At 70.2% G+C, this 12,055-nt stretch carries 11 protein-coding genes; 9 read left to right on the top strand and 2 right to left on the bottom strand.

Translation table 11 applies throughout. The annotated features are described in order from the left end of the window. Nucleotides 1-100 precede the first annotated feature (100 nt). A complete protein-coding gene (locus FNV62_RS18965; protein WP_144315439.1) occupies nt 101-1,339 on the top strand; it encodes a sensor histidine kinase in 1,239 nt (412 codons plus the stop codon). Beyond that, nucleotides 1,339-2,001, top strand: coding sequence for a response regulator (locus FNV62_RS18960; protein ID WP_097284658.1), 663 nt, complete (start codon nt 1,339-1,341; stop codon nt 1,999-2,001). The genes FNV62_RS18965 and FNV62_RS18960 overlap by 1 nt, the downstream gene beginning before the upstream one ends. A 30-nt stretch (nt 2,002-2,031) precedes the next feature. Here FNV62_RS18960 and FNV62_RS18955 read toward each other — a convergent pair whose 3' ends face one another. Next, nucleotides 2,032-2,523 carry a GNAT family N-acetyltransferase gene (locus FNV62_RS18955; protein ID WP_054235470.1) on the bottom strand — a complete coding sequence of 164 codons (492 nt, stop codon included), beginning with the start codon at nt 2,521-2,523 and terminating at the stop codon, nt 2,032-2,034. A gap of 152 nt (nt 2,524-2,675) precedes the next feature. Between FNV62_RS18955 and FNV62_RS18950 the strand changes: the two genes are divergently transcribed. From FNV62_RS18950 to FNV62_RS18925, 6 genes are all read left to right on the top strand, one after another. Beyond that, a complete protein-coding gene (locus tag FNV62_RS18950) occupies nt 2,676-3,485 on the top strand; it encodes an SCO2525 family SAM-dependent methyltransferase (RefSeq protein ID WP_143654989.1) in 810 nt (269 codons plus the stop codon). 12 nt (nt 3,486-3,497) lie between these two features. After that, nucleotides 3,498-5,339: an SCO2524 family protein gene (locus FNV62_RS18945; protein WP_097284655.1), complete on the top strand. Its 1,842-nt coding sequence runs from the start codon at nt 3,498-3,500 to the stop codon at nt 5,337-5,339. 3 nt (nt 5,340-5,342) lie between these two features. Then, nucleotides 5,343-6,260 (top strand): SCO2523 family variant P-loop protein, encoded by a 918-nt coding sequence (locus FNV62_RS18940; RefSeq protein ID WP_097284654.1) that lies wholly within the window; start codon nt 5,343-5,345, stop codon nt 6,258-6,260. Further along, complete coding sequence (locus tag FNV62_RS18935; RefSeq protein WP_143608031.1) at nt 6,257-7,222, top strand: SCO2522 family protein; 966 nt, start codon at nt 6,257-6,259, stop codon at nt 7,220-7,222. The genes FNV62_RS18940 and FNV62_RS18935 overlap by 4 nt, the downstream gene beginning before the upstream one ends. Nucleotide 7,223: 1 nt before the next feature. Beyond that, complete coding sequence (locus FNV62_RS18930) at nt 7,224-8,192, top strand: SCO2521 family protein (protein ID WP_054235474.1); 969 nt, start codon at nt 7,224-7,226, stop codon at nt 8,190-8,192. Nucleotides 8,193-8,309: 117 nt separating this feature from the next. Then, nucleotides 8,310-9,248 (top strand): DUF6879 family protein, encoded by a 939-nt coding sequence (locus FNV62_RS18925; RefSeq protein ID WP_060896489.1) that lies wholly within the window; start codon nt 8,310-8,312, stop codon nt 9,246-9,248. A 49-nt stretch (nt 9,249-9,297) separates the two neighbouring features. On the opposite strand, the gene FNV62_RS18920 is transcribed toward FNV62_RS18925, so the two are convergent. Continuing rightward, a complete protein-coding gene (locus FNV62_RS18920; RefSeq protein ID WP_144315438.1) occupies nt 9,298-11,544 on the bottom strand; it encodes a protein kinase domain-containing protein in 2,247 nt (748 codons plus the stop codon). 335 nt (nt 11,545-11,879) lie between these two features. Here FNV62_RS18920 and FNV62_RS54605 point away from each other — a divergent pair, with 335 nt between their 5' ends. Further along, a complete protein-coding gene (locus tag FNV62_RS54605; protein ID WP_095854768.1) occupies nt 11,880-12,041 on the top strand; it encodes a hypothetical protein in 162 nt (53 codons plus the stop codon). Nucleotides 12,042-12,055 lie beyond the last annotated feature (14 nt).

Raw genomic sequence — 12,055 nt, 5'->3', positions numbered from 1 at the left:
GTATCGCCCGGTGGCCGACACTCTCCCCGGCCGGTGTCGACCAGGGGTGTACGTCCCCGGACCGATGCCCGTCCACGGCCCCCGTGCCTACGATCGCCGCATGCATGCCATGCCGCTCCTGCCCCGCCTCAAACTCGTGCCGCCCGGTGTCTGGGTGGCCCTGGCCTGGAGCGCGAGCACGGCGTTCACCTTCCTCGCCCGCGTACGGCTCCCGGGTGAGGAGACGGCCAACGAGTTCACCGCCGTCCAGTTCTACCGCTGGGACGGCGTGCTGATCCTGACCATCGCCTGCGCCCTGGCGCTGCTCGGCAGCATGTGGTTGCACCGACGGCCGCTGAGGGCCCTCGCCCTGCTCCTGACGGCCGCCGCCTTCCTCACCACCAACCTGGCCGTGGGAGCGATCCAACTGGCCCAGTTCCTCGCCGTCGACCTCGCCCTCTACTTCATCGCGGCAGGCCGCCCCCGTCGTACCGGAGTCACCGCCCTGTCCATGGCGCTCGCCGTCCTGCTGGTCTGGGAGACCGTACGGCTGCTGCGCGGATGGGGCATCGGCACGCTGGAAGAGCTGACCGTGGCGCTGACGGCCGTCGTCGCCTGGCTCCTCGGCGACGCCTCCCACCGCACCCGCGAGTACGGCGAGAGGCTCCGCGCCCAGGCCGCCACCCAGGCGATCACCGACGAACGCCTGCGCATCGCCCGCGAGATGCACGACATGGTCGCCCACAGCATCGGCATCATCGCCCTGCAGGCCGGGGCGGCGGCCCGCGTGGTCCACACCCAGCCGGATGCCGCGCGCGAGGCGATGACGGCGGTGGAGACGACCGGGCGGGAGACCCTGTCGGGGCTGCGCCGGATGCTGGTCGCCCTGCGCCATGCGGACCAGGACGGGGACCGGGACCGCGCCGCGGCCTCGGTCGAGGCCGACCGCTTGCACCCGGCCGAGGGCCTTGCCGACCTCGACCGCCTGGCCGCCGCGACAACGGCGGCGGGCGTCCAGGTCGACGTCCACTGGAAGGGCGCGCGCCGCCAACTCCCCCCGGACATCGACCTCTCCGTCTTCCGGATCATCCAGGAGTCGATCACGAACGTCGTACGCCACGCGGCGACGACCGCCTGCCGGGTGACGGTCGACTACCTGGAGGAGCACGTGGCCGTCGAGGTCACCGACGACGGCCGGGGCCGGGGCAGCACCACCGACACCGGCTTCGGCCTGGTCGGGATGCGCGAGCGCGTGGCCCTGCTGCACGGCGAGTTCACGGCGGGCCCCCGTCCCGAGGGCGGCTTCCGGGTGACGGCCCGCCTCCCGGTCCCGGCGACCGCGGCGACGGTGGCCGCGTGATGCCGGTCCGTGTCGTCCTCGCCGACGACCAGCAGCTGATCCGCACGGCCCTGCGGATGGTCATCGCCGACATCGAGGACGTGGAGGTGGTGGGGGAGGCCGCGGACGGCGAGGAGGCGGTGACCCGCACCGAGGAACTCCGGCCCGACGTCGTGGTGATGGACATCCGCATGCCCGGCGTGGACGGCATAGAGGCGACCCGCCGGATCACGACGGGTGCGGGCGAGTCGAGGATCGTCGTCCTGACCACCTTCGACGACGACGACTACGTGTACGGGGCGCTGCGCGCGGGCGCGTCGGGGTTCCTGGTCAAGGACATGGCCCTGGACGACATCATCGGAGCCATACGGGTCGTGGCGGCCGGCGACGCCCTCATCGCCCCCAGCGTCACCCGCCGCCTGATCCAGGACTTCACCTCCGCGCGCTCCTCGGAGCCGGCGCGCCCACGCCGCGACCTGACCGCGATCACGGAGCGCGAGCGCGAGGTCCTCACCCTGGTCGGCACGGGCCTGTCCAACACCGAGATAGCCGAGCGGCTCTTCATCAGCGTCGCCACGGCGAAGACGTACCTGACCCGCCTGCTGTCCAAGCTGGACGCGCGGGACCGGGTCCAGCTGGTCATCATCGCGTACGAGGCGGGGTTGGTGTCCGTGACCCGGTGAGCGGGCCCCGGGCCGGGCGGCTTGTCGAGGTCAGTGGCGCAACGCCAGCAGAAGACGGTCGTTGCCCGGCCCGAAGTAGCCCTCTCGGGCGCCCTGTTCGGCGAATCCCAGGGACCGGTAGAGGGCGATCGCGGCGGTGTTGGTCGGCTCCACGGTGAGCCACACCTCGTGCACTCCGTCGATGGGCAGCCTCCGAAGCGTCTCCTGCATGAGCCGTCGGGCCAGTCCCTGCCCCCGCAGCTGCTTGGCGACGCCCAGGCCCAGGATCCAGCTCCTGCACCCGTCCGCGGAGGGTGCGCTCAGCGCGTAGCCGTGGAGGCAGGAGCCGTCGTCGAGCACGAGGAGATGGTCCGTGTACATGTCGAGGAACTGGCGCAGCGCGAAGTACGGGTACGCGAAGTCCGGGAAGAGCTCCGTGTCCAGGCGGACGAGCGCGGGCAGGTCGTCCTCTGATGCCGGTCGTATGCGAAAGGGCCCAATGTCGGAAGGCGGCGAGAACGGAACCAAAGGATGAGCGGACATCCGGTCAGCATCGCGTGGCGCGGCACGATCCTTCAAGGGGTGAATCGAAGATCGCTTCTCCTATTGCCGCAATGCGCCCCCCTTGCATCCGCCGGTGCGCCGGATCGGGTTGAAGGAGAGTCGACGGCCTGGTCGTGTTGATACCTTGGGGCATGGATTCGAGATCACCGGGGCACGTCGACCAGTTGAATGCGGACGCACCCTGGGACTACTTCGACCCTCGTACCTACATTGAACACAACTACCGCTCCATGGTCGCCGAGGACGAAGAGATCATCGCCGTCGTGCGAAGCCATTTCAGTGATCATTTCCGCAGGAATCCCACTGAACGGATTCAGGGTATCGACGTGGGCGCCGGAGCCAATCTCTACCCCGCTCTCGCGATGCTGCCCTGGTGCGAGGAGATCACGCTGCTCGACCGCTCGGCCGCGAACGTGAGCTATCTGGAAGCTCAGGTGGACCGGTACGACCCGAACTGGGACCAGTTCTGGGACGCCCTGAGCCGGAGCGGGCCGTACGCGGCGCTCGGCAGCGACCCCCGGACGAGGTTCCGCCGGGCCGTCCGGATCGAGAAGGGCAATCTCTTCGACCTGGTCCGCCGGGAGGGGAAGTGGTCCATGGGGACCATGTTCTTCGTGGCCGAGTCCATGACGACCTCCCGCAAGGAGTTCCGGAGCGCGGTGGAATGCTTCATGCGAGCCCTCGCACCGGGAGCACCCTTCGCGGCCGCGTTCATGGAGCATTCCATGGGCTATGCGGTGGGCCAGAATCAATTTCCCGCATGTGACGTGAGTGAATCCCAGGTACGCGACAGCATCGTGGGATTCGCGGGAAATGTGGAGACGTGCCGGATGGGGCAGCCGAACGTTCTCCGCGAGGGATACACGGGAATGATCCTGGCCTGCGGGCTGCGTGATCCTGATACCGTCGAAAGCAGGCCGTTTGGGCGACATCACCTGTGAGGGGGCATGGGGATGCGGATCGAGCCGCGTCAGCACCTGTTGGACATATGGCGGGCGATGGCCAGAAATTCGATCGACGACGGTGCCTGGTCCTGGGGGAAATGGGGCGGGCTCAGCAGCGTGGCGGATGCCGAGCGGCTGCTCTGTCTGATGTACCCGGCCACCGAGATCGCCGGATTCCGTCTCGACGACCCGGACCTCACCCAGTACGACGTGGAGAAGGCGCTGGGACGGCCCGGCGGGCGGACGGAGATCCCCGGGCTCCTCCTGACGGCCGTCGGCGACTTCATGCGCAGGCACACCGGTGACGACGAGCGGCCGACCTTCGCCGGCGGCCACTACTTCGCCCCCCAGGAGGACGGCCGGGAACTCACCGGGAAGCAGCGGGAGATGGAGGTCGTCGACTCCTACTCGATGTCGGTCACCCTCTGCCTCGCCACCCTCGGCTTCCTCAGGACGTACGAGGCCAGGACCGGCCGCCGCGACATGCTGCACCTGATCCAGGAACTCAAGACCGCCTGCAGCAACCGGCTCACCGCCGCCATGGTGAGCCTGCTCCGCTCGTTCACCGTCAACGTCTTCGACGCCGAGTCCCCCCAGGGCCGTACGCTCTGCGAACTCCTCGGCCAGGGGCGGCTGCCCCCACGGCTCGTCCTGCAGACCTTCCAGCGCCGCTTCCGGTCGTTGCGCGCCACCCTCACGGAGAGCGTCGTCCTCGGTGTCGACGTCGAGGAGGCCCTCCGCGACGAGAGCGGGCTCTTCGAGTGCGGCTGGACCTGGAGTCTGGTGAAGGACGCGCCCGAAGTGGCCACCGACGAACCGATCGGGCCGCAGCCGAACGGCGTCGCCGACCCCGTGCCGTACCTCTACTTCACCGTCGTCGCCCTGGACGGCATCCAGGACCTGTTCTCGGACCGCACCCTCACCCTCGGCCTGCTCAACCCCGAACAGCAGAAGCTCGCCGAAGCACTCCGACTCCGCTGGGAGATCACCCAGCAGTACTGGTCGGGCATCGCCCGCTTCGACGCCCAGCGCTGGCCGCTGGAGGACATCCCCTGGCGGACCACGGGCCAGCAACTGGAGTCCCCGTACTTCTCGCTCTCCGTCGCCGCCATCCTCGTCCACGACCTGGTACGCCGCCGCGCCACCGACGACGACCTCACCCGCACCGTCGACGTCATGGAGCGCCTCGCCGAACACGGCCGGATCACCAGCAGGATGGCCCGTGACGACGCGACCGCCCTGCTCCTGCACCGGCCCGGTGTCGCACTGCCGCTGCAGGGCAGCGAGGCCCTGGGCCCACCCATGCGGTGGACCATCGCCGACTTCTCGGCGCAGCTGCTCAAACGGACCGTGCAGCTCTGCACGCTGTCCCGCAACCCGGACTCCCACGACCGGCTCCTGCGGCTCGCGGAACAGGTCTTCGAGCATCTGTGGCAGCGCCGCATCGAGGAGGGCGAGGGAACCGGTCTGTGGGACGACGTCCACGCGGTCTACCCGTCGGCGCCGCGGAGCGAGGAACCCCCGTCCTGGAGCGTCACCGAGCGCGTCACCGAATGCATGGTCGCCGCCCACGACCTCTACTCCCAGCGACCCATACGCAGCACCGAACTCACCACCCTCGCACGGGCCCTGCTCAGCGAATCCACCCACCTCCTGGGCCATGAACAACTGGAGGTGCCGGCCATCCCGGGCAGCGGGCAGGGGAGGGCGCTTAAGAGCCTGGAGATCAGGCTCCGCCGCGCCCGCAGGATCGTCGACGAACGGCCCGGATCGGCCTGCGCGTTGGCCCTGTCGGTGCTCGGCGAACTCGAAACCCTGGCCCAGGCCAGGGACGACGCTCAGGGGGCCTGAACCGTGTTCGTCTTCGCCGCCTCCGACAAGGGAGGCACGGGCCGCTCCGTCACCAGCGCGAATCTCGCCTACCAGCGGGCGCTCGCCGGGGACGACGTGTGCTACGTGGACTTCGACTTCGGCTCACCCACCGCCGTGGCCGTCTTCGACATACCGACAGCCCCGCGCGGCACCGAGGGCAGCGGCCTGCACTCCTATCTGGAGGGCACGATCGGCGAGCCGGCCCGCTTCGACATCTGGAAACTCACCGAGCACCCCGTCCTGCGGAACAAGCCCAACGGCGCGGGCCGACTCGTCCTGCTGCCCGGCGACCCCAGCGGCGGCGAGTTCGCCACGAACCAGGGGACCCTCCGCCGTTGCGCGGACCTGATGCTCCGCCTGAACGGAGAGTTCGACCTGATCATCGTGGACCTGAGCGCCGGCCGCAGCTACGCGGTGGAGATGGCGCTGGAAGTGACCGCGCAGCCCGAGATGCGCGGCGTCGAGACCCGCTGGCTGGTCTTCCACCGCTGGACCCGGCAGCACGTGATCGCCGTGCACGGGCTGGTGTTCGAGAAGCACGGCATCCTGGAAGCCGGCGAGGCCAGGGGACACGACAAGCGCGTACTCCGGGACGCCATCCGCTTCGTCCGCGCCGCCGTGCCCGACCCCGAATCCCCGCTGTGGTCCCATGTGTCACCCGCGCAGATCGCCTGGATGCACAAGTGCCAGGAGGAACTGCGCGTGCTGGCCTCGGAACACGGCATCGGTGACAGCCGGGTGCTGGGAAGCGTCCCCCTCGAACCCGTCCTGCAGTGGCGCGAGCAGCTCATCACCGAAGAGGACGTCCTCTCCACCCAGATCGCCAACAAGCAGACCCTGGAGGCGCTGGAGAACCTCGCCCGAAGGCTGACCGACGACATGTACTGGGGGCAGCCGTGACAGAAGCCGTATTCCGGGAGACCACCGCGGAGCCCAGCACCCGATCCGTACCGCTCTCCCATCTCTCCCTGGAACTGGGCCACTTGTACATGGAGGACTTCGAGGAGGGCCCCGACCGACTGCGCCGGCACTTCGCACGGGTACGGCCCTGGGTGGACGCGGCCCGCGCGGAGGCCGCCGTCCGGGCAGCGGGCAGGCGGCCCCGCATCAGCACCTGCTTCCTGATCGACGACTACTTCACCCGCTTCTCCTCGCCCGCCGACCTCGTCCCGCTGCTGCTCGCCGAGGCCGAGCGGGCCGGGCTGGTCATCGACTACCTGGCCAGGGAATCCGGCTGCGCCGTCGCGGACAAGGTGCCCCTCGCCGAGTCCGTCTCCCACCGCCTGGTCGAATCACCCCCGCCCGGCACCTACGGCCTGCGTCCACCCGTCGGGGTGACCGGCTGGCTCGCCAACGGCGAACGCACCCCGTCCGCCGGCACCACGCGGGCGATGACGACGGCCGCCGCCTGGCGGCCGCCCCACGAGACCGCGGCACGCCGTCACTCCGTCTTCCTGGACATCGAACTGTGGGACGACGACAAGGAGGGCCACCGCACCTGGTCCTGCCCCTTCCTCGCCGCGGTCTGGCAACTGGCCCGCCTCGGCCTCCTGCGCAACGAGGGCGAGCCCGTCCTCGCACCGCGCCCCTGGAGCTCCGGCGACTTCCCGCGCGACTGGGACGAACTCCCGCCGCTGCTTCAGCTCAACACCTCCGCGGCACCCTTCAGCGCCTACCGCACCTGTTCCGTGCTCCCCAACCGGTTCGTGCCCGTCGAGCACGCGGTGCGCGTCATCCTCGACCAGACCGACGTGGACTCCGGAGCGCTGCGGCAGGTCACCGAACGCGCCACCCGTGAGGGCACGCCCGTGCCGGACGCCGTCGCGGACCGTGTCGCGTACGTCTTCTACGCGGGCCTGTGACATGCGGAGCCCCAGGGACTCGACCCACGCGGTGCTCGCCTGCGGCGAAGTACGCACCTGTCTGCTGCCGTCCTTCCAGCCGCTGGACACCCGGGCCGCCGCCCACCTCCTGCAACTGCGCTCCGACGAACGCGTCCTCGTCTCCGAACGGCCCCAGGTGTACGCGCTCTCACCGGACACGCTCACCGGGGTGGACTGCCGGCTGCCGGCCGCCGGCGGGGCGAAGGTGCGCGCGGTCGGTACGGTCGTCGCCCGCGCCGCGCTCACCGAAGGCCGTGTCCTGCAGGCCACCGCGTACTTCCGGGCCCCGGCCGCGGGACCGGACCGACGGCAGCCGTGGGGCCACTACCTGGTGCGTCCCGGGGTGCTGGAGCCGTTCGGCAAGCTGCCCGAACAGGCCTTGGCCCAGGGAATTCTGCGAGATCCCCAGAAGGGCGAGCTGCATCTCGGACTGATCGCCGAGGGCCTGCTCGCGCAACTGCGCAGGCATCCCCTCCTCGATCGGAAGGCCCCCTTCAAGTCCCGCGCCACCCGACTGCGCTGGGTGGCGCTGCGGGCCTCGGACGGCGAAGGCGCCTCGATCGAACGCTTCACCCTCGCCGAGGACGAACTGCGCACCGTGGAACTGCGCGTCCCGGCGGCGGAGGAGGCGTCCGCCGTCGCGGGCCTGTGCGAGGACCTCGCCCTCCATGACTGGCTTCTGACGACGGTCGTACGGATGCTGGACACCAGCCGGCTCGGAGCGAGCGGCGGGGCCGCCACCGTCCTGGCACTGCGCCCGGCCGTCGACCATCTGCTGCACCTGTGGATGCCGAGGGCCCACGTGGACCCGGCACTGGGCCCGCTCTGGGAGGTACTCGAGCGAGAACCCGGATTCAGCCGGCAGTGGCAGACCCTGGTTCAACGCATCCGGGACCAACTGGCCCTCCAGGCAATACCGTTGCTGCGTGAGGCACTGGCGTCACGCTGATCGGAACATCCCAGGATCGATCCCGCGGGGGGAGAGGCAGGAATGGACGGATCGTCAGGGGCACCGGCACCGGCACCGGCACCGGCACCGATACCGGCTCCGGGGACGGCGGAGGGCTTGCGCATACCGCCGGTTCTGCTGAAGACACTGGTCACCGTCGTCGTGGCCACCATCGCGTACGTGACGACGAACCTGATCAACCAGGACCAGAACAAACTGTGGCAACTCGCGGTTTCCATCGTCATCGGCGGCGCGACGCTCATCGTCCAGTACATGGTCGACTTCGAACGACGGCTGGCCTCGGTGGAGACCGGTCAACAGGCGTACGCACGGGAAGTCGCCGACCGTCTGACCGGCCACCACCGTGAGATGCGGACCCTGGTCGACCGGAGGTTCACGGACATCAGCGAGGCGACCGAACTCTTCGACACCCTCGACCACTCCATGCTGCGCCTGGACGGGGTGACGCGACTGGCCCGCAGCGCCACGCGGGTGAGTTCCCTGGGGCCCGGCCTCGTGAGCGCCTTCGCCCGCGAGGAGATCGATCGCCTCGCGTCGGTCATGGAGAACCTCACCACGATGAGTGCCGACTGTCCCGGCGAGAACCACGACTGGCTGATGGCCCTCACCAAGTGCACCACCGGGACCATGGACGCCACCAGCAGCTTCGTGGAGCGCAACTACTGGGACAGCGAGCCCGCCCTCCGCTATCTCCAGGCACAGGCGGAGGCCATCGCACAACGGGGTGTGAAGGTGCGGCGTCTGTTCATCGTGCAGAAGCCGGAGGGCGTCGACCCGGCCCTGCTCCGACTCTGCGAAGACCAGCGGAACATGGGCATCGACACGCGCGTCGTAGCCCTGTCCGAGCTCCCGCCGAACGTCCGGCGCGGCACGACGAACGACTTCGTCATCTTCGACGAGACACTCTGCTACGAAGTCGAGCCGGACCTGTTGCACGAGAACGCCAAGACCACGCTCAACGCCCGCGAGGACCATCTCAGGCAGCGGGTGAAGCGGTTCCGGGAGCTCTGGGACGTGGGCCTCAGCGATACGTGACACGACACGACACGACACGACGTGACGTGACGTCGCGTCGTGCGTCGCGTCAGTGGGTGGCCGCGGCCGGCTTCGGAGTGGCCCTGGGGCGGTCCGGACGTACGGAGAAGGCCGTGTCGCCCGCCACGGCCACGATCGCGTCCTTCACCAGCAGCAGGCTCGGGACCGTGGTCTCCGGCGAGTTCCCCGGGTTGTCCAGCTTGTCCGTGTGCCACCGCGTGGCGCCGGTCGCGCGGTCGAGCGCGAGCAGCCGGCCGTAGCGGTTGGCGAAGAAGAGGTCGTCGTACGTCGTCGACAGCGCCGGCTTCGACAGATTCTCGATCTGCGTCTCACGCTGCCAGAGCCGGGCGCCGTCGGTCACCCTGACCGCGGTGACGGTCCCGTCGGGCCGGACGAAGTACACGACGCCGTCGAGAAGGGTGGCCGAGCCGCGCGGGGGGCCCGCCAGCGGGATCCGGACGAGGGCACCGCTGGTCGGATTCACCCTCAGCAGGCTTGAGTACGGTGTGTCCGCGGCGTCGACGGACTCGTCCTCCGCCGCGTTCCGTGGCACCGCGAACAGCGGCTGCCCGCCCGTGGTGCCGAGCGGCACCACCCCGTGGGGCAGCGCGGCGAGGTCGTGCGCCGTGCCGTCGGCCGGGTCGAGGCGCACCAGGCCGGCCGAGCCCGTGTCGGAGTTCTGCTGCGTGCACAGGCCGTAGGGGACGCCGTCCAGGGCCAGCGGGGAGCAGGAGTTGGTCACCGACGACTTCGCCGGTGTCCGCCACAGGTCCTTGCCCGTCCGGGCGTCGAAGGCGACGAACTCCGTCCCGTCCTCCCCGTCGTCCGACTTCGCCAGGACGCCGCCGTCGAACAGGACGGCGGGCCAGACCTCGTTGATCGGGCGGTACCAGAGCCGTTTTCCGGTGTCGGCGGAGAGGGCGACCAGCCGCCAGGTCTCACGCACGTTCAGGCCCGGCTTCTCGTAGGTGTACACGACGCCGTCCCGGACGCCGAGCGGCCGGGTGGTCTGCGGGGTGTGGCCGGCCCGCCACTCGACGCGGCCGGACGCGGCGTCGAGCTTGGCGACCGTGAAGCCGGACCCCGCGCAGTACAGGGAGGATCCGCCGGCCACGCAGCCGGATTCCGAGCCGCTGATGGAGATGTCCGCGTACGCCTTGTCCGGGGCCTGGGTGAGGTTCGCGCGCCAGGGCTTCCAGCCGGCGGGGAGCGCCGCGGCGGGAGAAGCGGCGGCGTGGGACGCGGTTGTCCGCCCGCCGGGCGTGCCCTCGGTGCTCTTGGGGCGCGCCACCAGGTAGTACACCGACGCGGACACCGCCGTGACGGCCAGGGCGGCGCCGAGTGCGACGAGGAGGCGTACCCGGCGACCGCGCCGGCCGGAGCCGGTCGAGGTCGTCGTGTCACCGTGCCTCCGGACGGCCCCGCGGCCTCCCACGACGGTCGAGGGGCCCGACGCGGCCGGAGCGGCCGGGGCGGTCGCCACGTCCGGCAGGTCCCTGAACAGCCGGTGCAGCTCGGTGAGGTCGGGCCGGGCGGTCGCGTCCTTGTCCAGGCAGCGCTCGGCGATGCCCCTGAGGGGCTCCGGTACGCCGTCCAGGACCGGCTGCTCGTGCACCACCTGATAGCCCGTCATGTACGGGCTGCCGCCGTCGAAGGGACGGTTGCCGGTGGCCGCGTACACCAGCAGCGAGCCCAGCGAGAACACGTCCGAGGCGGCGGTGACGTCCCGGGGCGAGGCGAACTGCTCCGGGGACATGAAGGGCGGGGTGCCGATCAGGCGCCCCGTCACGGTGAGGGCCTGGTTGTCGGCGGCGCGCGAGATACCGAAGTCGATGACGCGCGGACCGTCCTCGGCCAGCAGGACGTTGCTCGGCTTCAGATCCCTGTGCACCACACCGGCCTGGTGGATGTCCCGCAGCGCCTCGACGAGCCCCAACGCCAGTGTGCGCAGCGCCTGCCCGCCCAACGGGCCTTCCTTCGCCACGATTTCGGACAGCGTCCGGCCCGGCACGTACAGCGTCGCCATCCACGGCACTTCGGCGTCCGGATCGGCGTCCACCACGGGAGCGGTGAACGCTCCGCTCACCCGGCGGGCCGCCGAGATCTCCTGCCGGAAGCGGACGCGGAACTCCTCGTCCTGTGCGTACTGCGCGTGTACGACCTTGACCGCGACCTGCCGTCCCGAGGCGGAGCGTCCCAGGTAGACGACGCCCATACCGCCGCTGCCGAGCCGGTCGACGAGCGTGTAGCCGCCTATCGACCCGATGGACTCCGATTCCCCGGTGCTCAGCGGCATGGCCGGTCACCTTTCCCAAATCCCCTGTGTCGCACGCCTGTTCTGCGGCATCACACTAGTGCCTGCGTCACTCGAACACCGGCAAGGCCGGCTGACCTGGGGTTGGGGAGCGTGGGACAGACTCCTGCCGAGTGTAGATGCGGAGCGTCACTTCAAGGATGCGAAGAGTGAAACTCGGAAAGTCGGGGGAGCAGCGTGAAGGCACAGCACGCGGCGCTCTGCGTCGAAGAGGCGGAGGTAACGGTGGAGGAATTGCGGGCGGCACAGCGGTGAGGCCGCCGACGAAGCCGCCGATCGGCTCGTACGTCGTCGACACGCACACAGGGAGGGTGGGCATGGTGATGGGACACGAGGGACCGTACGTACAGCTGAGACCGCTGGGTGGGGGCAAGGAGTGGGACTGCGCGCCGGACGCCGTCCGGCGGGCCACCGCGGCGGAGCGGCTCAGCGCGGCCACGGCGTGTGCGAACGCACGCAGCCGCGGTGAGGTCCCGTGAGCGGTGGTTCGGCC

The sequence above is a fragment of the Streptomyces sp. RLB3-17 genome (genome assembly GCF_007113425.2).
Taxonomy (GTDB): Bacteria; Actinomycetota; Actinomycetes; order Streptomycetales; family Streptomycetaceae; genus Streptomyces; species Streptomyces mirabilis_D.
Note: the sequence above shows the minus strand (reverse complement) of the source record. Positions and strands in the feature narration are given on the sequence as shown.